Origin of the sequence: Streptomyces sp. NPDC050085 (assembly GCF_044460595.1) — a bacterium.
In the GTDB taxonomy this organism is placed as follows: Bacteria; Actinomycetota; Actinomycetes; order Streptomycetales; family Streptomycetaceae; genus Streptomyces.
Genome location: NZ_JBITJZ010000001.1, coordinates 1,930,593 through 1,954,216, shown reverse-complemented (window position 1 = coordinate 1,954,216; position 23,624 = coordinate 1,930,593). Strand labels below are relative to the sequence as shown.

At 68.7% G+C, this 23,624-nt stretch carries 15 protein-coding genes, 1 tRNA gene, 2 rRNA genes and 1 pseudogene; 15 read left to right on the top strand and 4 right to left on the bottom strand.

Annotated features, from left to right (window positions below; translation table 11 throughout):
* The 3 genes from ACIBUY_RS08390 to ACIBUY_RS08380 all read left to right on the top strand — a co-directional run.
* Positions 1 to 748, top strand: a 23S ribosomal RNA gene (locus ACIBUY_RS08390); the annotation flags it as partial.
* Between the two features lie 88 nt (positions 749 to 836).
* Positions 837 to 953: ribosomal RNA gene (gene rrf, locus ACIBUY_RS08385) — 5S ribosomal RNA — on the top strand.
* A 118-nt stretch (positions 954 to 1,071) separates the two neighbouring features.
* A complete protein-coding gene (locus tag ACIBUY_RS08380; RefSeq protein ID WP_399152168.1) occupies positions 1,072 to 1,734 on the top strand; it encodes a DegT/DnrJ/EryC1/StrS family aminotransferase in 663 nt (220 codons plus the stop codon).
* 115 nt (positions 1,735 to 1,849) lie between these two features.
* Here ACIBUY_RS08380 and ACIBUY_RS08375 read toward each other — a convergent pair whose 3' ends face one another.
* Positions 1,850 to 2,182 (bottom strand): type II toxin-antitoxin system PemK/MazF family toxin, encoded by a 333-nt coding sequence (locus ACIBUY_RS08375; protein ID WP_079076564.1) that lies wholly within the window; start codon positions 2,180 to 2,182, stop codon positions 1,850 to 1,852.
* Between the two features lie 210 nt (positions 2,183 to 2,392).
* Between ACIBUY_RS08375 and ACIBUY_RS08370 the strand changes: the two are divergent.
* Positions 2,393 to 3,631, top strand: a pseudogene (locus ACIBUY_RS08370) (IS701 family transposase).
* Positions 3,632 to 3,745: 114 nt separating this feature from the next.
* Positions 3,746 to 3,818: transfer RNA gene (locus ACIBUY_RS08365), tRNA-Thr, on the top strand.
* 76 nt (positions 3,819 to 3,894) lie between these two features.
* Here the strand turns inward: ACIBUY_RS08365 and ACIBUY_RS08360 are convergent.
* Entirely contained in the window at positions 3,895 to 6,516 is a 2,622-nt protein-coding gene (locus tag ACIBUY_RS08360; RefSeq protein WP_365575926.1) for a SpoIIE family protein phosphatase, read from the bottom strand.
* Between the two features lie 390 nt (positions 6,517 to 6,906).
* On the opposite strand from ACIBUY_RS08360, the gene ACIBUY_RS08355 reads away from it, so the two are divergent.
* From ACIBUY_RS08355 to ACIBUY_RS08310, 10 genes are all read left to right on the top strand, one after another.
* The gene (locus ACIBUY_RS08355) at positions 6,907 to 12,402 is read left to right on the top strand and encodes a HAMP domain-containing protein (protein WP_365575928.1); all 5,496 of its coding nucleotides are present in this window, start codon (positions 6,907 to 6,909) and stop codon (positions 12,400 to 12,402) included.
* Between the two features lie 274 nt (positions 12,403 to 12,676).
* Complete coding sequence (locus ACIBUY_RS08350) at positions 12,677 to 13,357, top strand: response regulator (RefSeq protein WP_365575930.1); 681 nt, start codon at positions 12,677 to 12,679, stop codon at positions 13,355 to 13,357.
* A gap of 115 nt (positions 13,358 to 13,472) precedes the next feature.
* On the top strand, positions 13,473 to 16,229 hold the full coding sequence (locus tag ACIBUY_RS08345) for a DNA translocase FtsK (protein ID WP_365575932.1): 2,757 nt from the start codon (positions 13,473 to 13,475) through the stop codon (positions 16,227 to 16,229).
* A 227-nt stretch (positions 16,230 to 16,456) separates the two neighbouring features.
* On the top strand, positions 16,457 to 17,302 hold the full coding sequence (locus ACIBUY_RS08340) for a RodZ domain-containing protein (protein WP_365575934.1): 846 nt from the start codon (positions 16,457 to 16,459) through the stop codon (positions 17,300 to 17,302).
* A gap of 72 nt (positions 17,303 to 17,374) precedes the next feature.
* Positions 17,375 to 18,844, top strand: a complete 1,470-nt coding sequence (rimO, locus tag ACIBUY_RS08335) for a 30S ribosomal protein S12 methylthiotransferase RimO (RefSeq protein WP_365575936.1) — start codon at positions 17,375 to 17,377, stop codon at positions 18,842 to 18,844.
* On the top strand, positions 18,841 to 19,530 hold the full coding sequence (pgsA, locus tag ACIBUY_RS08330) for a CDP-diacylglycerol--glycerol-3-phosphate 3-phosphatidyltransferase (RefSeq protein WP_365575938.1): 690 nt from the start codon (positions 18,841 to 18,843) through the stop codon (positions 19,528 to 19,530). The genes rimO and pgsA overlap by 4 nt, the downstream gene beginning before the upstream one ends.
* Positions 19,527 to 20,096 carry a CinA family protein gene (locus tag ACIBUY_RS08325; RefSeq protein WP_365575939.1) on the top strand — a complete coding sequence of 190 codons (570 nt, stop codon included), beginning with the start codon at positions 19,527 to 19,529 and terminating at the stop codon, positions 20,094 to 20,096. Before pgsA ends, ACIBUY_RS08325 begins: the two co-directional genes overlap by 4 nt.
* Before the next feature lie 109 nt (positions 20,097 to 20,205).
* Positions 20,206 to 20,586, top strand: a complete 381-nt coding sequence (locus ACIBUY_RS08320; protein WP_164301602.1) for a helix-turn-helix domain-containing protein — start codon at positions 20,206 to 20,208, stop codon at positions 20,584 to 20,586.
* A 162-nt stretch (positions 20,587 to 20,748) separates the two neighbouring features.
* Positions 20,749 to 21,222: a DNA starvation/stationary phase protection protein gene (locus ACIBUY_RS08315; protein ID WP_365575941.1), complete on the top strand. Its 474-nt coding sequence runs from the start codon at positions 20,749 to 20,751 to the stop codon at positions 21,220 to 21,222.
* A 155-nt stretch (positions 21,223 to 21,377) separates the two neighbouring features.
* Positions 21,378 to 21,725: a hypothetical protein gene (locus ACIBUY_RS08310; RefSeq protein WP_365575943.1), complete on the top strand. Its 348-nt coding sequence runs from the start codon at positions 21,378 to 21,380 to the stop codon at positions 21,723 to 21,725.
* 234 nt (positions 21,726 to 21,959) lie between these two features.
* On the opposite strand, the gene ACIBUY_RS08305 is transcribed toward ACIBUY_RS08310, so the two are convergent.
* On the bottom strand, positions 21,960 to 22,733 hold the full coding sequence (locus tag ACIBUY_RS08305) for an SDR family NAD(P)-dependent oxidoreductase (protein WP_365575945.1): 774 nt from the start codon (positions 22,731 to 22,733) through the stop codon (positions 21,960 to 21,962).
* Between the two features lie 63 nt (positions 22,734 to 22,796).
* Positions 22,797 to 23,600 carry a DNA-formamidopyrimidine glycosylase family protein gene (locus ACIBUY_RS08300; RefSeq protein WP_365575947.1) on the bottom strand — a complete coding sequence of 268 codons (804 nt, stop codon included), beginning with the start codon at positions 23,598 to 23,600 and terminating at the stop codon, positions 22,797 to 22,799.
* Positions 23,601 to 23,624 lie beyond the last annotated feature (24 nt).

Sequence of the window (23,624 nt, the reverse complement as noted above, 5' to 3'; positions counted from 1 at the left end):
GGGGAGTCGTCGTTGAAATACCACTCTGGTCGTGCTGGATGTCTAACCTGGGTCCGTGATCCGGATCAGGGACAGTGTCTGATGGGTAGTTTAACTGGGGCGGTTGCCTCCCAAAGAGTAACGGAGGCGCCCAAAGGTTCCCTCAGCCTGGTTGGTAATCAGGTGTTGAGTGTAAGTGCACAAGGGAGCTTGACTGTGAGACCGACGGGTCGAGCAGGGACGAAAGTCGGGACTAGTGATCCGGCGGTGGCTTGTGGAAGCGCCGTCGCTCAACGGATAAAAGGTACCCCGGGGATAACAGGCTGATCTTCCCCAAGAGTCCATATCGACGGGATGGTTTGGCACCTCGATGTCGGCTCGTCGCATCCTGGGGCTGGAGTCGGTCCCAAGGGTTGGGCTGTTCGCCCATTAAAGCGGTACGCGAGCTGGGTTTAGAACGTCGTGAGACAGTTCGGTCCCTATCCGCTGTGCGCGTAGGAGTCTTGAGAAGGGCTGTCCCTAGTACGAGAGGACCGGGACGGACGAACCTCTGGTGTGCCAGTTGTCCTGCCAAGGGCATGGCTGGTTGGCTACGTTCGGAAAGGATAACCGCTGAAAGCATCTAAGCGGGAAGCCTGCTTCAAGATGAGGACTCCCACCCCCTTTGAGGGGTTAAGGCTCCCAGTAGACGACTGGGTTGATAGGCCAGATCTGGAAGCCCGGTAACGGGTGGAGGTGACTGGTACTAATAGGCCGAGGGCTTGTCCTCAGTTGCTCGCGTCCACTGTGTTGGTTCTGAAACCACGAACAACCGTCGTAGTCATAGGCCACGACTCCGGTTGACAGTTTCATAGTGTTTCGGTGGTCATAGCGTGAGGGAAACGCCCGGTTACATTCCGAACCCGGAAGCTAAGCCTTACAGCGCCGATGGTACTGCAGGGGGGACCCTGTGGGAGAGTAGGACGCCGCCGAACTATTTTTGATAAAAGCCTCTGGCCCCGAGCATTTTGCTCGGGGCCAGAGGCTTTTTTGTTGTGCGTCACTTGTCGTTCACGTTCTGCGACCACGATCCTGGCCATGGGCACAGTTGCAATGCTGCAGGCCGCGGGTGTCGGTGTCGGAGACGAAGTGATCGTGCCGGCCTATGGCGATGCCGAGGCCGCCGAGGCTGTTGTGCGGGCCGGTGCGGCCCCTGTCTTTGCGGACATCGACCCCGATACGTACTGCATCGATCCCACGTCCGTGGCCGAACAGGTGGGTGAGCGTACCGCGGCCGTCGTCGCCGTCCACCGCTTCGGGCAGCGGGCTGACGTCGTACGGTTGCGGGAGCTCGGGCGTCGGCGTGGGCTGTTGGTTCTCGAACAGGGCGAGTCCATGAAGCCACACGGAGACGTGGCTCAACGGCGGGCTCACGCCGCCTACTTGAGTGGGCGGTTGAGCGGGGTGCGGACGCCGGTCGGGCATGAGCAGCACACCTACCAGCAGTATGTCGTGCGTGTGCCGGGGAACGGGCGTCCCGATCGGGACGCCTTCGCTCGGGTGCTGCGGGGCAAGGGAGTTGGGTGTCAGGTGCCGGTGAAGACGCCCGTGCACCGGCTGCCGGAGTTCCGTTGCGATGCGGTACTGCCCGAGACCGAGCGGGCAGCCGACGAGACGTTGGCGCTGCCGCTCGACGCGGGCATGTCGCGCAGGCAGTTGCAGCGGGTCGTGTCGGCCTGCAATGCGCTCGGGGGATTGCTCCAGCCGGCCTTCTAGTACTCCAGCCGTAGATCGTGATCTTGTGAGTGGGGGCGCCGCTGATATGACGCGGCCACCATTGACCATCTCGACGAGACCGGCCGCGCCATCGGCGGCGTCCATCCCTCTCTGCCTACTTGAGTCCACCGAGACGAAGGGCATCCTCGATCTCGCTGAGCTTCGCGGACGGCAGGACGCCCGCCTGCCCGATCAGGTCTTCCCTGGCCAGGGTGACCAGCCAAGTGCAAGGGATGAGGTCGGGACGTGGAAGTGCGACTCTCAGGACGCCTTCGAGAGGCAGTCCTTCGGGGGCACCTACTGCCACCTCAACGGCCACGCCGCTGAGATCGGTGCCCGCGGGAGCGACGACCTGCATCGCCAAGAAACCGGACGCCTCTTCTCCCGATAGCAGTACGACTGCCCGCTGCTCGTTGAAATCTGCCCACCAGACTTCGCCACGTCGCATATGTCCTCCTGATACGGGACGGCGCGCCTGCGTCGCCCGTTCGACCGCCGCCTACTCCAGGCACAGATCGTAATGTTGGCTGGTCAGGGCCGACGATAAGACGGCTGCGGCCACCGTTGATCATCGTGAGTTGTGTGGACTGACGAAGAGACGGTGGCCGCAGGTCACAGCATAGAACCCGCCCGTTGGCGGGACGCGTTCGAGGGTCTGATGGGCCGGATCGCGGGGCGCTTCGCGCGGGTCGAACCCCGGCGCAGGGCGGCGCGGTTGGTGCTCGGTCTATTGGCCGACCTGCCACGCAAGAACTGCTGGACAATCGCGGAGTGGGCCGGCGAGACCACTCCGGACGGAATGCAGCACCTGTTGGGCCGGGCCAAGTGGGATGCCGATGCGGTACGCGATGACGTACGGGAGTACGTGGTGGAGCATCTGAACGACGACCGGGCGGTACTGGTGGTCGACGAGACCGGGGACGTGAAGAAGGGCACCAGCACGGTCGGGGTGCAGCGCCAGTACACCGGCACCGCCGGCAGGATTGAGAACTCCTAAGTCGCTGTCTATCTGGTCTACGCAGGTCAGCGCGGCCACGCCGCCGTGGACCGGGAACTCTACGTTCCGCGCTCCTGGACCTTGGACCCCGACCGCTGCCGGGCTGCGGGTCTGGACGAGGACACCGTCTTCGCGACCAAGCCGGAGCTGGCCACTCGTATGGTCGCCCGGTTCCTGGACGCCGGCCATCAGGCTGCCTGGGTGGCGGGGGACGAGGTCTACGGCGGCAACCCGAAGCTGCGAACCGCACTGGAGGAACGTGGCACCGGCTACGTCCTCGCGGTGGCCTGCTCGCACGAAGTCACCACCGGTGCGGGGAAGTTCCGTGCGGACATCTTGTCCAAGAAGGTGCCCAAGCGGGCCTGGCAGAAGCTATCGGCAGGGGCCGGGGCCAAGGGGCACCGCTTCTACAACTGGGCAGTCATCGACCTCGCCGACCCCCGCCCCGGGAGTCGTCAGCTGCTGATCCGCCGTAACCGCAGCACCGGTGAACTCGCCTACTACCGCTGCTACTCGCCCGCGTCCGTGCCGTTGGTCGTGCTGGTCAGAGGCGCTGGATCAAGATGGCGGGTGGAGGAGTTCTTCCAATCCGGAAAGGGCCTGGCCGCACTCGACGAGCACCAGGTTCGCCGCTATACCTCCTGGTCCCGCTGGGTCACCCTCGCCATGCTCGCTCACGCCTTCCTCGCCGTCGTCCGCGCCGACGAACACGCCCGCCATCCCGCCCCGGGCGAGCTGATCCCGCTCACCTGCAACGAGATCCAGCGACTGTTTACGACGCTGATCGTCCGGCCAGTGCACCATGCAGCCCACCGACTCCGCTGGTCCGCCTGGCGCCGCCGCCACCAGGCCCGAGCGCAGGCCAGCCATTACCGCCGACAAGCCGCGAATCAGACATGAAGATCACGATCTACGGCTGGAGTACTAGGCAGCGGGGCGAAGGGCGTTTCGAGAGGGCCTGAACTTCGGGTATGATCTATTTCGTTGCCGCGAGGGAAACCTCGAAAGCGACAGGCCCCTATAGCTCAGTCGGTAGAGCGTCTCCATGGTAAGGAGAAGGTCAGCGGTTCGATTCCGCTTGGGGGCTCTTGAATTGAGGCTCTCGCCCTGATCGGGCGGGGGCCTTTTTTTGTTGCCCCCGCTTTCCTCTCCCCGGCCCGCCGTCAGTCGTGGTGGATGCCGGGGACGCGCATCGCGAGGATCGCCATGTCGTCCGACGGGGCGTCCGCGGCGAAGCGCTCGACCGCGCGCATGATGCGAGCGGCGACCGCACCGGCCGTCAGGCCCGTACACCCCGACAGGACTTCGGCCAGGCCGTCGTCGCCGAGCATGCGCGTGCCCTCGCGGCGCTCCGTGATGCCGTCCGTGACGCAGAGCAGGACGTCGCCGGGGTCGAGCGTCATCGTCTGCTCGTACAGCTCGAGGTCGTCCATGACGCCGAGCAGCGGCTGCGGTTCCGCGTACGGCTCCACCGTGCCGTTCTGCTGCAGGCGGAGCGGGAGGGGGTGGCCGGCGCAGACCATCTTGAGGACCGCCGAGCCGTCCTCCTGCGGCCACAACTCCCCGTACAGGAGCGTGAGGAAGCGACTGCGGGCGCCCTCGTCGAGGATCGCCGCGTTCAGGCGCTCCAGGACCGCCGGGCCGCCGAAGCCCTCGCGGGCGAGCAGGCGCAGGGCGTGGCGGGCCAGGCCGGTGACGGCCGCCGCCTCCGGACCCGTGCCGCAGACGTCGCCGATCGCGAAGCCGTACGCGCCGTCGCGGATCGGGAAGAGGTCGTAGAAGTCGCCGCCCACCTCGTTGCCTTCGCCGGCCGCTCGGTAGATGACCTCGACCTCGACACCGGGGACGTCCGGGAGCTCGGGCGGCAGGAGGCTGCGCTGGAGGGACTGGCTGATCGCCATGCGCTCCGAGTACAGGCGGGCGTTGTCGAGGGCGAGGGCCGCTCGGCGGCTCAAGTCCTCGGCCAGTTCGAGGATTTCCTGGCGGAAGTGCTCGTCCGTGGGCTTGCCGAGGGTCAGCATGCCGATGACACGGTTGCGGGCGACCAGCGGGAGGACGACCGTCTCGCCGCCGACCGCGGAGGCCGTGGCGAGCGTGGTGCCGATGCCCGAGGTGAGATTGGTCGGCTCGTTCAGACCCAGGCTCCTCATCGACGTACGGAGCGCTGCCTGGTGGGCCGCTTCGGCCGGGGCCGGCCAGACGCGGGCGCCCGGGGTCGGCACCGGGTCCGGTGGGGCGATCTTGGAGAGCAGGGCTTTGAGGCCGTCGATGCGGTCCTCGTCCTCGTGCAGGACGTAGGAGAGGTACGGCTCCGAGGCCTGGTCGGCGATCATGTAGACCGCGCACCACGTGGCGAGGGTCGGGACCGTCATCTGGGCCATGAGGGCCAGCGTCTGGTCGCGGTCGAGGGTGCCGGCCAGCAGGTCGGAGGCCTCGACGAGGAAGCTGAGGGAGCCACGGCGGAGCTTCTCGAGCTCGCCGAGGCGGGCCGACTCCACGGCCATCGCGATGCGGTCGGCGGCGAACTGGAGGCGCAGGGCCTCCTCGTTCGAGTAGCGGTCGGGGGACTCCGCCGCGACGCCGAGGGAGCCGGTCAGGCGGCCCTCGACCTTCAGTGGGACCGTGACGACCGAGCGCATGCCCGTGCCGCTCAACAAGGGGACGGCGCCCGGGACTTGGGTCAGGTCCTCGTGGACGGCCGGCATGCGCGCGGAGCCGTAGCGGCCGGGCCCGACCTCGACCGGGACGCGGGCGAAGCGCTGGCGGGCGGAGGGCAGGCCGGTGGAGGCGCGGACCTCCAGCTCCGTCTCGTCGTCCGTGGCCAGGAGCAGGAACGCCGAGTCGCCGTCGAGCATGTCGCGGGCGCGCTCCACCGTGCGCTGCAGCAGACCGTCGAGATCGTCGGGGGCCGGGGTGCCGATGAAGCCCTCGAAGGCGTCGGCGCCCTGGCTGTCGGAGTGGGTTCCGCTGTCGGGGGAGGGGACGCGGACCGGGGTCTGGAGCACCGCGCGCTCGTGGTCGCGTACGAGGAGGCAGACGGTTGACGGATCGCCGTCCGTGTCGCGCACGCGCAGATGCGAGGCGTACACCGGGGTCACGCGGCCGCTCGCGCTGCGGATGCCGTAACTGCCCTCCCAGCGCGAGAGTTGGAGCGCGTCGACGATGCCCGTGCTGGTGCCCGGGGTGTGCGGCCACGCGGCCAGGTCGGTGAGGGGCTTGCCGATGACCTGCTCCGGCGCGTAGCCGAAGAGGTGGTCCGCGTCCTCGTTCCACGACGTGATCGCGCCGGTCTTGTCGATCTGTACGACGGCTACGCGGACCCGCTCGTCGGCGAGGGGGAGGAGCTCCGTGGGGAGGGCAGGGCCCGCGGAGCGGGTGCCCACCGAGCGCTCGGGGAGGTCGAGTTGGAACCAGACCTGCTTGTGCGTGGCCGAATAGTCCACACCCCAGCGGCCCGCGAGCGCCGCACAGAGCTGGAGTCCGCGGCCGCCCTCGCGGTCGGGGCTGCCCATGTTGATCGCGGCCGACTGAAGCGGGATCTCTCGCTCCGGATAGCGGTCGGAGACCTCGATGCGGACGTGGTCGTCACTGCGCAGGCACAGAACCTCCGCGGATGTGCCCGCGTGAACCACGGCATTCGTCACGAGTTCGCTGGTCAGGACCACCGCATCGTCGATGATGTCGGCGTGGCCCCACCCCTGGAGCGTGTCGCGCACGAAGGAGCGGGCGGTCGCGACGGATCGCCCGACGGGGTCGAAGGTCGCAGCCGCGCGCGCGGTGATCACAGAACTCCCTGTACGAGTCGTACTTGCTGTACTCGCTGTACGAGTGTCGAGGCCCAGGTCTCCCGTACCCATGTCTCGGCCGCCCCTCCGAATGCCTGCTCGATAGCCCGCTCGTTTTCCGCCACCGCCCAGGCCGGGCGGACCGGGTGGGTGGACAGCCGCTGCCAAGGTTACTTACCTTCGCCGTCCATGCGGATGCCGGTCGTCAGTGTTTCCGCCCGGAGGGTGTGCGGACGGTGTGCGAAGCTGCCGAACTGTTATGGCCGGGTTCAGCCATGGTGAAACACTGGGCAAGCTTCCTGGGAAGAACGCATTGAGTAGCCGATGCGGCGGTAGAAGCGAACCCGAGCAACCCGAGCAGTACCGGTCGACCCTTGCGGGAGGGACACAGTGGAGTCTGGCGCAGCGACGCGGGGCAGGAAAGCGCGCGCGGAAGGCGGACAGTCCGGGCAGTCCCTTTCCAAACAGCACAAGTCGCGAAACGGCACCACTACGGTGGACACCGCAGCGCTGAACAGGCTGCTGGCGGGTCTCGTCGCGATGCGGGACGGCAACTTCCGCAAGCGGCTCACGGTCAACGGCGACGGCGTGATGTCGGAGATCGCGGCCGTCTTCAACGAGGTGGCGGACCGCAATCTGCACCTGACCGGCGAGTTGTCGCGGGTGCGGCGCATGGTCGGCCGGGAGGGCAAGCTCACCGAGCGCCTGGAGACGGGCGCCTGCGAGGGCTCCTGGGCCTCCGCCATCAACGCGTCGAACGCCCTCGTGGACGATCTCGTACGACCCGTCTCCGAGGTCGGCAGGGTGCTCACGGCGGTCGCCGAGGGCGATCTGTCGCCGCGGATGGAACTGCGCGCCCAGGTGCCGGAGGGGGCGGGGCATCCGCTGCGCGGCGAGTTCCTGAAGGTCGGGCGGACGGTCAACAACCTGGTCGACCAGTTGTCCACCTTCACGGACGAGGTCACGCGCGTGGCCAGCGAGGTCGGTACCGAGGGCAAGCTGGGCGGGCAGGCGCGCGTACGCGGAATGTCCGGTTCGTGGAAAGACCTCACGGATTCCGTCAACACGATGGCGTACCGGCTCACCGCTCAGGTGCGTGACATTGCTCTCGTCACCACGGCAGTGGCGAAGGGTGACTTGTCCCGGAAGGTCACGGTTCACGTCGCGGGCGAGATGCTCGAGCTGAAGAACACCGTGAACACGATGGTGGACCAGCTGTCGTCCTTCTCGTCCGAGGTCACGCGTGTGGCCCGCGAGGTGGGTACGGAAGGTGAGCTCGGCGGGCAGGCGCAGGTGCCCGGTGTGGCCGGCGTGTGGAAGGACCTCACCGATTCGGTGAACCTCATGGCCGGCAACCTGACGGCCCAGGTGCGGGGGATCGCTCAGGTCACTACAGCTGTAGCGAACGGTGACCTCTCGCAGAAGGTCACCGTGTCGGCGCGTGGCGAGGTCGCTCAGCTCGCCGAGACGATCAACCAGATGACCGAGACGCTGCGCACGTTCGCGGACGAGGTCACCCGCGTCGCCAACGAGGTGGGCGCCGAGGGGCAGCTCGGCGGCCAGGCCAATGTGCCGGGGGCGGCCGGGACGTGGAAGGACCTCACGGACTCCGTCAACACGGTCTTCCGGAACCTGACGACTCAGGTGCGTGACATCGCCACTGTCACGACGGCGGTGGCCAGCGGTGACCTGTCGCAGAAGGTCACCGTCGATGTCGCCGGTGAAATGCTGGAGCTGAAGAACACCGTCAACACGATGGTCGACCAGCTGTCGGCCTTCGGCTCCGAAGTCACGCGTGTGGCGCGCGAGGTCGGTGTCGAGGGTGAACTGGGCGGCCAGGCACTGGTGCCGGGGGCGGCCGGGACGTGGAAGGACCTCACGGACTCCGTGAACACGGCTTTCCGGAACCTCACCGGTCAGGTGCGCAACATCGCGCAGGTGACGACGGCGGTGGCCAACGGTGACCTGTCGCAGAAGGTCACCGTCGACGTGTCCGGCGAGATGCTCCAGCTGAAGAACACCGTGAACACGATGGTGGACCAGCTGTCGAGCTTCGCCGACCAGGTGACCCGTATGGCGCGTGACGTGGGCACGGAGGGCCGCCTCGGCGGTCAGGCCCGTGTGGACGGTGTGAGCGGTACGTGGAAGGAGCTCACCGACTCCGTCAACTTCATGGCCGGGAACCTGACTTCACAGGTGCGGCAGATCGCTCAGGTCACCACGGCCGTGGCGCGCGGTGACCTGTCGCAGAAGATCGACGTGGATGCGCGCGGCGAGATCCTGGAGCTGAAGAACACCATCAACACGATGGTCGACCAGCTCTCCGCCTTCGCCGACCAGGTGACCCGGGTGGCCCGCGAGGTGGGCACGGAAGGCCGCCTGGGCGGTCAGGCGCAGGTGCCCGGCGTCGCCGGTGTGTGGCGCGATCTGACCGACTCCGTGAACGGCATGGCCGGCAACCTCACGGCGCAGGTGCGCAACATCGCGCAGGTCGCGACCGCGGTGGCCCGCGGTGACCTGTCGCAGAAGATCGACGTGGACGCGCGCGGCGAGATCCTCGAGCTGAAGAACACCCTCAACACGATGGTGGACCAGCTGTCGGCCTTCGCCGAGCAGGTGACGCGGGTGGCCCGCGAGGTGGGTACGGACGGCATCCTCGGCGGTCAGGCCGAGGTGCAGGGTGTGTCGGGTACGTGGAAGGACCTGACGCAGTCCGTGAACGGCATGGCCAATAACCTGACCCTTCAGGTGCGCAACATCGCCGAGGTCACCACGGCCGTCGCCAAGGGCGACCTGTCCAAGAAGATCACCGTCGACGCCAAGGGCGAGATCCTCGAACTCGTCACCACCGTGAACACGATGGTGGACCAGCTGTCGTCGTTCGCCGAGCAGGTGACCCGGGTGGCCCGCGAGGTGGGTACCGAGGGTCAACTGGGCGGTCAGGCAAGGGTTCCGGGCGTCACCGGCATCTGGAAGGACCTGAGCGACAACGTCAACCTGATGGCCAACAACCTGACCATGCAGGTGCGCAACATCTCCCAGGTCGCCAACGCCGTGGCCAACGGCGACCTGACCCGTACGGTCACCATCGAGGCGCGCGGCGAGGTCGCGCAGCTCGCCGACACGTTCAACACGATGGTGAAGACGCTGAGTTCGTTCGCCGACCAGGTCACCAAGGTGGCCCGCGAGGTGGGCACGGACGGCATCCTCGGCGGTCAGGCCCGCGTCCCCGGCGTCGCCGGCACGTGGAAGGACCTCACCGAGTCCGTGAACGGCATGGCCTCGAACCTCACCGGCCAGGTGCGCAACATCGCGATGGTGACGACCGCCATCGCCAAGGGCGACCTGACCAAGAAGATCGACATCGACGCGCGCGGCGAGATCCTCGAGCTCAAGACGACGATCAACACGATGGTCGACCAGCTGTCGTCGTTCGCCGACCAGGTCACCCGGGTCGCCCGAGAGGTGGGCACGGAAGGCCAGTTGGGCGGACAGGCACGCGTGCGTGACGTCGACGGCACGTGGCGCGACCTGACCGAGTCCGTGAACGAGATGGCCGGAAACCTGACCCGTCAGGTGCGCGCCATCGCGGCTGTCGCCACCGCGGTGACCCGCGGCGACCTCAACCTCAAGATCGACGTCGACGCGGCGGGCGAGATCCAGGTCTTGCAGGACAACATCAACAAGATGATCTCGAACCTGCGCGACACCACGATCGCCAACGAGGAGCAGGACTGGCTCAAGGGCAACCTGGCGCGCATCTCGGGTCTGCTCCAGGGCCGCCGCGACCTCGACGACGTGGCCTCCCTCATCATGAGCGAGCTGACGCCGGTGGTCTCCGCGCAGCACGGCGCGTTCTTCATGGCGCTGCCCCTGGACGACGGCGCCGATGCCGGTGCCGCGGACGAGAATGCGTACGAGCTACGCATGCTGGGCAGTTACGGCTACTCCATGGGCTCCATGCCGACGTCCTTCAGGCCCGGCGAGACGCTCATCGGGACGGCCGCGCAGGAGAAGCGCACGATCCTCGTGGACAACGCGCCCAGCGGCTATCTGAAGATCGCCTCGGGGCTCGGCGAGGCGCCGCCCGCACAGGTCATCGTGATCCCCGTGCTCTTCGAGGGCACGGTGCTCGGCGTGATCGAGCTGGCGTCCTTCACGCCGTTCACGCAGATCCAGAAGGACTTCCTGGGGCAGATCGCGGAGATGATCGCGACCAGTGTCAACACCATCTCCGTGAACACCAAGACCGAGGTGCTGCTCAAGCAGTCGCAGGAGCTGACCGAGCAACTCCGGGAGCGCTCGGCCGAGTTGGAGAACCGGCAGAAGGCCCTCCAGGCGTCCAACGCCGAGCTGGAGGAGAAGGCCGAACTGCTCGCCCAGCAGAACCGCGACATCGAGGTCAAGAACACCGAGATCGAAGAGGCGCGGCAGGTCCTGGAGGAGCGTGCCGAGCAGCTCGCCGTGTCGATGCGCTACAAGAGCGAGTTCCTCGCCAACATGTCGCACGAGCTGCGTACGCCGCTCAACTCGCTGCTCATCCTGGCCAAGTTGCTGGCGGACAACGCCGACGCGAACCTCACCCCCAAGCAGGTCGAGTTCGCCGAGACGATCCACGGTGCGGGCTCCGACCTGCTCCAGCTGATCAACGACATCCTGGACCTGTCGAAGGTCGAGGCGGGCAAGATGGACGTCTCGCCGACGCGCATCGCCCTCGTGCAACTCGTCGACTACGTAGAGGCCACGTTCCGGCCGTTGACCGCGGAGAAGCAACTCGACTTCTCCGTAAGGGTGTCGCCGGAACTGCCCACCACCTTGCACACCGACGAACAGCGCCTCCTTCAGGTGCTGCGCAACCTGCTCTCCAACGCGGTGAAGTTCACCGACTCCGGAGCCGTCGAGCTCGTCATCCGGCCCGCCGGCACCGACGTACCGAACGCGATCCGTGAACAGCTCCTGGAGGCAGGGTCGTTGCGGGACGCGGACGCGGATCTGATCGCCTTCTCGGTGACCGACACCGGCATCGGGATCGCGGCCAGCAAGATGCGCGTCATCTTCGAGGCGTTCAAGCAGGCCGACGGCACGACCAGCCGCAAGTACGGCGGCACGGGCCTCGGCCTGTCCATCAGCCGCGAGATCGCCCGCCTGTTGGGCGGTGAGATCCACGCGGCGAGCGAGCCCGGACGCGGCTCCACGTTCACGCTGTACCTGCCGCTGCACCCGAGCGAACTGCCGCCCCAGGGATACGCGCAGCTCGCGCCGGCCGTCGAACCGGGGCGCCCGCTGGCCCTGGACGCCGCGCCCGAGCCGCCCGCCGAGGTGGAGACCCCGGCGGAGGTGAAGTCGTACCAGGAGACGCAGAACGGTCCTGCGGCGCTCTTCAGGCGCCGGCGCAGGGCCGCGGCATCCGAGTACCGGCCCGCCCTGCCCGGGCAGCCGACGCCCGGGCAGGAGCAGTGGGACGACGGCGAGGCGCAGAACGCGCCCAAGGTGCGGCGCTCGTTCCACTTCGGCGGCGAGAAGGTGCTCATCGTCGACGACGACATCCGCAACGTCTTCGCGCTCACGAGCGTCCTTGAGCAGCACGGCCTTTCGGTCCTGTACGCGGAGAACGGGCGCGAGGGCATCGAAGTCCTGGAGCAGCACGACGATGTGACGGTCGTGCTGATGGACATCATGATGCCGGAGATGGACGGTTACGCGACGACGACGGCGATCCGCAGGATGCCGCAGTTCGCCGGGCTGCCGATCATCGCGCTCACCGCGAAGGCCATGAAGGGCGACCGGGAGAAGGCCATCGAGTCCGGTGCGTCCGACTACGTGACGAAGCCGGTGGATCCCGACCACCTGCTGTCTGTGATGGAGCAGTGGATGCGCGGTGAGTGACCGGAAGGCGAAACATTCACGCGGAGTTGCTGACTGAGTGTGGCCACGGCCGTGTAGAAGTGCGGTAACCGGGGAACCTTCTGGTCTCCTGCTGCGTTTCTGCTACGTGCACAGTGACATCTCGGTGACAGGGTGTGGCGACAGGCGGGGTGCGGCTACGATGACCGGCACAAGGACGGACGGCGCAAGGGAGTCGTCCCCTGGGGCGGCGAAAGGAGCCTCCCCGAATCCTGCGGACAGGGGCGGCCCCATGCCGGGGCGAGGAGGGCGGGCCATGGTGCAGAAGGCCAAGATCCTCCTGGTCGATGACCGGCCGGAGAATCTGCTGGCGCTGGAGGCCATCCTCTCCGCGCTCGATCAGACGCTGGTGCGGGCATCGTCCGGGGAGGAAGCGCTCAAAGCACTGCTCACGGACGATTTCGCGGTCATTCTGCTGGACGTCCAGATGCCGGGAATGGATGGTTTCGAAACCGCGGCGCACATCAAGCGACGCGAGCGGACACGGGACATCCCGATCATCTTCCTCACCGCGATCAACCACGGTCCGCACCACACGTTCCGCGGATACGCCGCCGGTGCGGTCGACTACATCTCGAAGCCGTTCGACCCGTGGGTGCTGCGCGCGAAGGTCTCGGTCTTCGTCGAGCTGTACATGAAGAACTGCCAACTCCGTGAGCAGGCCGCACTGCTGCGGCTCCAGCTGGAGGGCGGCGGCAGGTCCGTCGGCGACGCGAAGGAGCCCGCGGGGCTGCTCGCCGAGCTGTCGGCCCGTCTTGCCGCCGTCGAGGAGCAGGCCGAGGCGCTGTCCAAGCAGCTCGACGACGAGTCGGCGGACGCGGCGGCCGTCGCCACGGCCGCACACCTGGAGCGCAAACTCACCGGTCTGCGCAGGGCTCTTGACGCTCTGGAGCCCGGCACGGGCAGCGGTACGCCGTCCCTGCCGTCCCAGAACTGAAGCGTGGCGCGGGCTTTGAGCCCGCGTCAGCTCACACGTCGTCAGATCGCGACACAAACGGGTGAAGCACTGGGCACACGTGTCCGCAGTCGTCTCCCCCGGTAACCTCACACCCATGGCCTCACGTCCCGCAGCCAAGAAGACGCCCGCAAAAAAGGCGGCCGCGCCGACCAAGGCTCCGGCGAAGAAGGCCCCTGCGAAAAAAGCCCCCGCGAAGAAGAGTGCGGCGAAGGCGCCCGCCAAGAAGGCCGCGCCGAAGCCCGCACCCAAGCCGGCGCCGAACCCCACAGGCGGCCTGTACAAGCTCGTACGCGCCCTGTGGCTCGGCATCGCGCACAGCGTCGGGGCGATGTTCCGCGGCATAGGGCGTGGCGCGAAGGGGCTCGACCCGGCGCACCGCAAGGACGGCCTGGCGCTGCTGCTGCTCGGCATCGCGCTGATCTGCGCGGCAGGCACCTGGTCCAATCTGCGCGGCCCGGTCGGCGACCTCGTCGAGATGCTGGTGACCGGCGCCTTCGGCCGGCTCGACCTGCTGGTGCCGATACTGCTGGGCCTCATCGCCGTACGCCTCATCCGGCACCCCGAGAAGCCCGAGGCCAACGGACGCATCGTCATCGGCCTGTCCGCGCTCGTCGTCGGCGTCCTCGGCCAGGTCCACATCGCGTGCGGCTCGCCCGCGCGCAGCGACGGCATGCAGGCCATAAGGGACGCGGGCGGGCTGATCGGCTGGGCCGCCGCGACACCGCTGAGCTTCACGATGACCGAGGTGCTCGCGGTTCCGCTGCTCGTCCTGCTCACCGTCTTCGGGCTGCTCGTCGTGACGGCCACGCCGGTCAACGCGATCCCGCAACGGCTGCGCCTGCTCGGCGTGAAGCTCGGCGTCCTGCAGGACGACACGCCCGTCGAGGAGGCCGTCGCGGGGGAGTACGACGAGGAGTGGCGCGAGGCCACGCCCGCGCGCGTGCGGCGGCGCCCCGCGGCCACGGAGGCGTACGACCCGGACCACGCCGAGCAAGAGGCGCTGTCCAAGCGGCGCAGGCCCCGGCGCACGTCCGTGCAGCCCGCCATGGAGCGGCCGATGGACGCCGTCGACGTGGCCGCTGCTGCCGCTGCCGCGCTCGACGGTGCCGTCCTGCACGGCATGCCGCCGTCGCCGCTCGTCGCCGACCTCACGCAGGGCGTGGGCATCGAGCGCGAGCGCGGGGAGCGTACGGGAGAGGCGCCCGCGCCCGAGCGCACGGCGCCCGTGCCGACCGCCCGCGCGAAGAAGGCCGAGTCGCCCGTCGCCGAGCCCGAGCCGACCCCGTCCAAGCTCGCCGTGCCCGATCTGACCAAGTCCGCGCCGGACCAGATGCGGGACCTGCCGCCGCGCGCCGAGCAGCTCCAGCTCGCCGGGGACATCACCTACGCGCTGCCGTCGCTCGACCTGCTCACCCGGGGCGGGCCCGGCAAGTCGCGCAGCGCCGCCAACGACGCCGTCGTCGACTCGCTCTCGAACGTCTTCACCGAGTTCAAGGTCGACGCCGCCGTCACCGGCTTCACCCGCGGTCCGACGGTCACCCGCTACGAGGTCGAGCTCGGCCCCGCCGTGAAGGTCGAGAAGATCACGGCCCTCGCCAAGAACATCGCGTACGCCGTCGCATCCCCGGACGTCCGGATCATCAGCCCCATCCCCGGCAAGTCCGCGGTCGGCATCGAGATCCCGAACACCGACCGCGAGATGGTCAACGTCGGCGACGTGCTGCGCCTCGCGGACGCGGCCGAGGACGACCACCCGATGCTGGTCGCGCTCGGCAAGGACGTCGAGGGCGGCTACGTGATGTCGAACCTGGCGAAGATGCCGCACGTCCTGGTCGCCGGTGCCACCGGCTCCGGCAAGTCCTCCTGCATCAACTGCCTGATCACTTCGATCATGGTGCGGGCGACCCCCGACGACGTACGGATGGTCCTCGTCGACCCCAAGCGCGTGGAGCTGACGGCGTACGAGGGGATTCCGCACCTCATCACGCCGATCATCACCAACCCGAAGCGGGCCGCAGAGGCGCTCCAGTGGGTCGTGCGCGAGATGGACCTGCGCTACGACGACCTCGCCGCCTTCGGCTACCGGCACATCGACGACTTCAACCAGGCCATCAAGGACGGCAAGCTCAAGACGCCCGAGGGCAGCGAGCGGGAGCTGAAGCCGTACCCGTATCTGCTGGTGATCGTCGACGAGCTCGCCGACCTGATGATGGTGGCGCCGAGGGACGTGGAAGACGCGATCGTGCGCATCACGCAGCTTGCGCGCGCGGCCGGCATCCACCTGGTGCTCGCCACCCAGCGCCCCTCGGTCGACGTCGTCACCGGCCTCATCAAGGCCAACGTCCCCTCGCGTCTCGCCTTCGCCACGTCCTCGCTCGCCGACAGTCGCGTCATCCTCGACCAGCCCGGCGCCGAGAAGCTCATCGGCAAGGGCGACGGCCTGTACCTGCCCATGGGCGCGAACAAGCCGACTCGTATGCAGGGCGCCTTCGTCACCGAGGACGAGATCCACGCCGTCGTGCAGCACTGCAAGGACCAGATGGCCCCCGTCTTCCGGGAAGACGTCGTCGTGGGCACCAAGCAGAAGAAGGAGATCGACGAGGACATCGGCGACGACCTGGAGCTGCTGTGCGCGGCGGCCGAGCTGGTCGTGTCCACGCAGTTCGGGTCGACCTCCATGCTGCAGCGCAAGCTGCGGGTGGGCTTCGCCAAGGCCGGGCGGCTGATGGACCTCATGGAGTCACGCGGCATCGTCGGCCCCAGCGAGGGCTCGAAGGCGCGCGACGTGCTGGTGAAACCGGACGAACTGGATGGAGTGCTCGCGGTGATCCGCGGGGAGGCTCAGGGGTGAGGAAATCTCGCCGGTGATGTCACTCGGACGAGGATCCGGGGCAACCGTTTCCTCAACGAGTACGTCAAGTTGAGGGAGGGGACAGCTCCTTGTCCCACCATCTGGATGTCGGGCCATCCAGATGGCACTGATGGCGTACAAAGTCCGACCGCCCGGTTGCCCCACCCTTTCGCACCCCCCCTAGACTGAACCTCCAGCAGGTGGCTACACGCTCGAAAGGCGCCCCCGTGTCCATCGGCAACTCCCCTGAAGACGACCGCCCTTCGGAAGACCGCATCCCGCCCGCGGACGACCGTCCCTCGATCGGTCGTGCCCTTCAGCAGGCACGCATCGATGCGGGGCTGACCGTCGACGAGATCAGCCAGTCGACCCGGGTGCGCATCCCGATCGTGCACGCCATCGAGCAGGACGACTTCTCCCGCTGTGGCGGCGACGTGTACGCGCGTGGCCACATCCGGACCCTCGCGCGCGCCGTGGGGGTCGACCCGGAGCCGCTGCTCGCGCAGTACGGCGCCGAGCACGGCGGGCGGCCCGCGCCGACGCCGGCCGCCCCGCTGTTCGAGGCCGAGCGCATCCGCTCCGAGCCGCGCCGGCCCAACTGGACCGCCGCCATGGTCGCCGCGATCGTCGCGGTCATCGCCTTCGTGGGCTACACGGCGGTGAACGGCGGGGACGACGGCGGCGACAAGCAGCAGGCCGCCGAGGGCGCCACGCCCGCCACCAGCAAGCCCGCACCGAAGCCGACTCCCACCAAGAAGCCCGCCGACCCGAAGCCGGACCCGTCCGACAGCGCGATCGCGGCTGCTCCCCGGGACAAGGTCACCGTCCAGGTCAACGCGGCGGACGGACGCAGCTGGATCGCCGCGAAGGACCACAACGGGCGGACCATCTTCGACGGGCTGCTCAAGAAGGGCCAGTCGAAGACGTTCCAGGACAACCAGAAGATCGATCTGATCCTCGGTGACGCGGGTGCGATCCAGCTGTACGTGAACGGCAAGCAGATCGAGGACGAGTTCCAGCCCGGCCAGGTCGAGCGGCTCTCGTACACGAAGGGTGATCCCGAAGTCGGCTGACGGGTGACCTGCGCGATCCTTCGGTAACCCTCGCGGCGAGGGCTGTCAGTGGAACGAAGTAGTCTTGAGTCCATGCCCGAACGCCGTACCGTCGCACTTGTCACCCTTGGCTGCGCTCGTAACGAGGTGGACTCGGAGGAGCTCGCAGGCCGCTTGGAGGCGGACGGCTGGGAGCTCGTCGAGGACGCCGAGTCCGCCGATGTCGCCGTCGTGAACACCTGTGGCTTCGTCGAAGCCGCCAAGAAGGACTCCGTCGACGCCCTCCTCGAAGCCAATGACCTCAAGGGCCATGGGAGAACGCAGGCCGTCGTGGCCGTGGGCTGCATGGCCGAGCGGTACGGCAAGGAGCTGGCTGACGCGCTGCCCGAGGCCGACGGTGTGCTCGGTTTCGACGACTACGAGGACATCTCCGGCCGCCTCCAGACCATCCTCGCGGGTGGCAGCGTGGAGGCGCACGCCCCTCGTGACCGGCGCAAGCTGCTGCCCATCAGCCCGGCCGAGCGCCAGGAGGCGGGCTCCGGGATCGCCCTGCCGGGGCATGCGCCCGTGGAGGTTCCCGAGCTGCCCGAAGGTGTCGCGCCCGCATCCGGGCCGCGCGCGCCGCTGCGGCGCCGGCTCGACGGGGCGCCCGTCGCCTCCGTGAAGCTGGCCTCCGGCTGCGACCGGCGCTGCTCCTTCTGCGCGATTCCGTCGTTCCGCGGTTCGTTCATCTCGCGCCGCCCCTCGGACGTCCTGAACGAGACGCGGTGGCTCGCCGAGCAGGGCGTCAAGGAGATCATGCTGGTCTCCGAGAACAACACCTCGTACGGCAAGGACCTGGGCGACATCAGGCTCCTCGAGTCGCTGCTGCCCGAGCTGGCCGGTGTCGACGGGATCGAGCGGGTGCGCGTCAGCTACCTGCAGCCCGCCGAGATGCGGCCGGGCCTGATCGACGTACTGACCGGTACCGAGAAGGTCGTGCCGTACTTCGACCTGTCCTTCCAGCACTCCGCGCCCGGCGTGCTGCGCGCGATGCGGCGCTTCGGTGACACCGACCGGTTCCTGGAGCTGCTCGACACCATTCGGAGCAAGGCGCCGCAGGCCGGCGTCCGGTCGAACTTCATCGTGGGCTTCCCGGGCGAGAGCGACGCCGATCTGGCCGAGCTCGAGCGGTTCCTGAACGGGGCGCGCCTGGACGCCGTCGGCGTCTTCGGGTACTCCGACGAAGAGGGCACGGAAGCGGCGACGTACGAGAACAAGCTCGCCGAGGACGTCGTCGCCGAGCGCCTCGCGCGCGTGTCGCGCCTCGCCGAGCAGCTGGTGTCGCAGCGCGCCGAGGAGCGCGTGGGCGAGACCGTGCAGGTGCTCGTCGAGTCCGTGGACGCCGAGGACGGGGTCGTCGGACGGGGTGCGCACCAGGCGCCCGAGACCGACGGGCAGGTGCGGCTCACGGGCGGCGAGGGCCTGACGATCGGCCGTATCGTCGAGGCAAAGGTGGTCGGCACCGAGGGCGTGGACCTCGTCGCCGAGCCGCTCGACGGGCTCGAGGAGGCAGGCAGATGACCGGAGTCCCGGCATCCGCCACGGGCGGGACCGGTGCGCCGGCGCCCGGCGGCAAGCTGGGCGCTGCGGCCGTCAATCAGGCCAGCCTGTGGAACATCGCGAACATCCTGACCATGATCCGGCTGCTGCTCGTGCCCGGATTCGTGATGCTGATGCTCGCCGACGGCGGGTACGACCCGGTGTGGCGGGCGTGGGCCTGGGCGGCGTTCGCCGTCGCCATGATCACGGACGTCTTCGACGGTCATCTCGCGCGGACGTACAACCTGGTCACGGACTTCGGGAAGATCGCCGACCCCATCGCCGACAAGGCGATCATGGGAGCGGCGCTGATCTGTCTGTCGTCGCTGGGCGATCTGCCCTGGTGGGTGACGGGCGTGATCCTCGGGCGTGAGCTCGGGATCACGCTGCTGCGGTTCGTGGTGATCCGGTACGGAGTCATTCCGGCCAGCCGCGGCGGAAAGCTGAAGACGCTCGCGCAGGGCACCGCCGTCGGCATGTACGTGCTGGCGCTGACCGGGCCGCTCGCCACCTTCCGGTTCTGGGTGATGGCGGTGGCCGTCGTACTGACCGTGGTGACCGGGCTCGACTACGTGCGACAGGCGGTCGTCCTGCGGCGCGCGGGCCTGGCGGAGGCGCAGGCCGCCGCGGCCGCGTCCCAGGCGGCTTCGGAGGCTGCTGAGAAGTGACGAACGGGGCTGCCGGGGCGTTGCGGCTGTTGACGGAGCGAGGGGAGACCCTTGCCGTCGCCGAGTCGCTCACCGGCGGTCTCGTGGCCGCGGAGCTGGTGTCCGTCCCCGGTGCCTCGAAGGCGTTCCGCGGCTCCGTGACGGCGTACGCCACGGAGCTCAAGCACCTTGTGCTCGGTGTCGACGCCGGTCTGCTGGCGGCCCACGGCGCGGTCCATCCCGAGGTCGCGCTGCAGATGGCGGACGGTGTGCGCGCGGCGCTCGGCGCCGACTGGGGGATCGCCACGACCGGAGTCGCCGGGCCCGAGCCGCAGGACGGGCAGCCCGTGGGCACCGTCTACGTGGCCTGTGCAGGGCCCGGGAACACCGCTTCGACGGGTGTACGGAATTTCGCTGGTAGCCGCAAAGTGGTCGAGCTGCGGTTGAACGGCGGCCGGGAGGAAATCCGTAGGGAGAGTGTACGGAGCGTGCTCAACCTGCTCGTGGAAGAGCTGGTCGGAGGGCATTTCGGCGAACGTACTGAGAATGCGCGGGCACAGGATACGGAACAGAACGGGGGGTTTTGATGTTTGCAGCCCTGAGTGAACACGACATCGCTCCCCGCACGGCCGCGGCACGAGGCGGTACGGTGGGGCGTGAAGGATGCGGCTACGCGGTCCGAGGAGGGAGCCACCGATGATTCTGCTCCGTCGCCTGCTGGGTGACGTGCTGCGTCGGCAGCGCCAGCGCCAGGGCCGTACTCTGCGCGAAGTCTCCTCGTCCGCCCGAGTCTCGCTCGGCTATCTCTCCGAGGTGGAGCGGGGGCAGAAGGAGGCATCCTCCGAGCTGCTCTCCGCGATCTGCGACGCGCTTGACGTACGGATGTCCGAGTTGATGCGCGAGGTGAGCGACGAGCTCGCCCTCGCCGAGCTGGCTGTGTCGGCAGCAGCGGTCCCGTCGGAGCCGGTGCCATCACCGGTTCGTCCGATGCTCAATGCGGTCTCCGTGACCGGCGTCCCGCCGGAACGGGTGACCATCAAGGCGCCGGCGGAGGCCGTGGACGTCGTAGCGGCATAGCGGCCGCGCCCAGCGCGAAGTGTGCGAAAGCCCCGACCGGGGAACCCGGTCGGGGCTTTCTGCTGTACGGACCGGGGCCAAAAGTCCACGGCTTGATGCTCCTGTGTCCGCAATAGTGCATGTGTGCCATCGTTGATGGTGGTTTCGATACGGAGGTGACGGATGTACGTCGTGAAGAGCCCGCTGTCCGATGCTGACCTGAAGACCGTGTCCGAGGCGCTGCAAGGCGCGCTCGTGGACCTCGTGGACCTCTCGCTCGTGGCGAAGCAGGTGCACTGGAACGTGGTCGGCCCCCGGTTCCGGTCGGTGCATCTTCAGCTCGACGAGGTCGTGGACACTGCTCGGCTGCACTCCGACACGGTGGCGGAGCGGGCCTCGACGCTGGGTGTCCCGCCGGACGGACGGGCGGGGACCGTGGCCGCGACGAGCGGCATCGGTGCGGTCGCCGACGGCTGGGTGAAGGACACGGACGGAGTGGCCACGCTCGTGGCGGCGCTCGGCTCGGTCATCACGCGGATGCGCGAGCGCATCGAGGCGACGGGCGACGCGGACCCGGTCAGCCAGGACATCTTCATCGGCATCACGGCCGATCTGGAGAAGCACCACTGGATGTTCCAGGCCGAGAACGGCGGCTGAGGCGCGACGTCGAGGTCGGCCTTGTGCACAGGTTCGGGGGCGCGTCACGGGGAGTGTGGCGCGCCCCCGGTGCGCCCTGCCGAGGTCGAGGGCAGCCGATTAGCGTCGAGGTGTGATGCCGTGTGATGCCGGTGACGGGCGGAGGTGAGCGGTCGGTGACACGACGGCTGCTGCGCTGGATACCGGCCGTGGCGCTGGGGGCGCTGTGGTGGTGGGGCGTGCTGCGGCTGGCCTTCGCGCCGGACGCGGGGGCTTTCGAGGGGGCGGTCGCGGCCGGTGGCTGGGGGCTGAGCCTGTTGCCGGTGCACGCGCTGCCGAAGGCGCGGGCGGCCGGTGTCGCGGGGGCGCCGGGGCACCACGGTGCGCGGCGGGTGCGGGCGCGGGCCGTTCGGGCGGGGCGGGAGGTCGGGGCCGGGGTGTGGGGGTGGGTCGGCGGGGTTTGGGGGCGGATGTCCGGGCGGGGGCGGTCGGGAGGTTCCAAGGGGTCGGGGCGGTCTGGGTGAGCGGGGCGCGGTCGGGGTGCGGTCGGGGTGCGGTGGGGAATGAGTGACGGGTGGGGCTTGAGGGGCTGAGTTTGAGGGGCTGAGTCTTTGGAGTCGAGCCTGGGCGAGGTTCTGGTCTGGTCTGGTCTGGTTTGGTCTGGGATGGATCCCGAGGGGGTTCGGGGCTACGGGGGCTACAAAAGCTTCATGGCTTCGTGGGCTTCGTGGGCTTCATGGGCTTCAGGTGTGCGGCGGTCACCAAGGCATGGCGACGCCGCCGTTCGGGCGGAGGATCTGGCCCGTCGTGAACCCGGCGGCGTCCGAGGCGAGGTGCAGTACCGCGTGTGCGATGTCGTCCGGGGCGCCGACCCGGCCGAGCGGGGTCATCCGCACCATCAGCGACTCCGTGTGGGCCTGGGCGCTCTCGTCGTGGCGGGTCGTCATCGGCGTACGGATCCAGCCCGGCGCGACCGCGTTGACGCGGATGCCGTGCGGGCCGACCTCCGTCGCGAGGGTCTTGGTCAGCTGGACGACGGCCGCCTTGGCTGCGCCGTAGCAGAACAGGCCGGAGCCGCCGGTGTCGATGGCGCCCGAGGCCATGGTGACGATGCTGCCGTGGGTGCCGGTCTCGATCATGGTGTGGGCCGCGGCCTGGCATGCGTACAGGACGCCCTTGAAGTTGATGGCGAGGACGCGGTCGAGGTCCTCGTCGCTGGTCTCCAGGACGGGGCTGTTGTGCATGATCCCGGCGATGGCGGCCATGATGTGCAGCGGGCCGGTGGCGCTCGCGGTGGCGACGGCCTCGGTGATCTGTGCGCGGTCGCTCACATCGAGGGTGTGGGTGTGGGCCGTGCCGCCGGCCTCCTTGATGAGGGCCGCCGTCTCGTGCAGGCCCTGTGCGTCGCGGTCGGCGCAGTGCACGGTGGCACCCGCCTCCGCGAGGAGGGCGGCCGTGGCGCGGCCGATGCCGCTCGCCGCGCCGGTGACGAATGCGGTGCGTCCGGTGAGGTCGTACGCCTTGACGGGCATGAAGGGACCGTACGAGCTTTTCTGACGGGTCGTCAATTGCCGTGCGGGGGTTGGGTGTCCGGGCTAGGACGGGGCCGGGCCCGGTTGGCAGGCGGGGCACCAGTAGGTGGGGCGTTCGCGGGAACCGTCGCCCTGGTTCGCCGTGCGGATGGGGGTGCGGCAGCGCAGGCAGGGGCGCTGGGTGCGTCCGTAGACGTAGAGGCGCTCGTCGGGGCGGGTGCGGCCGGTGGTGATGCGGGCGGGGCGGTCGCGGTTGGCTTCCAGGAGCTTCTTGGCGAGGGCAGGGAGGTGCTCGGCTGTTTCGGGCGGCAGTTCGCCGACCGGGAGCCAGGGGGTGGCCCGTAGGAGGAAGCAGAGTTCGGACTTGTAGATGTTGCCGATGCCGGCGAGGTTGCGCTGGTCCAGGAGGGCTTCGCCGAGGGGGCGGGCGGGGTCCTCGCGGAGGTTGCGCAGGGCCCTGTCGGGGTCCCAGTCCGGGCCGAGCAGATCGGGGCCGAGGTGGCCGACGGCCTTGAACTCCTCGGTGGTGCGCAGCAGTTCGAGGACCGGCAGGCGGTAGCCCACGGCCGCGTGGTGCTCGTTGGCGAGGACGGCGCGGATCTGGTGGGTGGGGCCGCCGCGCCAGCGCTCGCCCGGGGCGTAGATCTTCCAGGAGCCGTCCATCCGCAGGTGCGAGTGGAGGGTGAGGCCGCCTTCGACGCGGGTCAGCAGGTGCTTGCCGCGCGGGGTGACGTCCAACACCGCACGGCCGGTGAGGTCGGCCGTCGCGAACCGGGGCACCCGCAGGTCGAAGCGCGTGAGTACCTGGCCCGCGAGCGCGGTGTGCAGCCGCTTCGCGGCCTGGAAGACGGTGTCTCCTTCGGGCATGGCTCAAGCCTAGGTGTCGTGTCC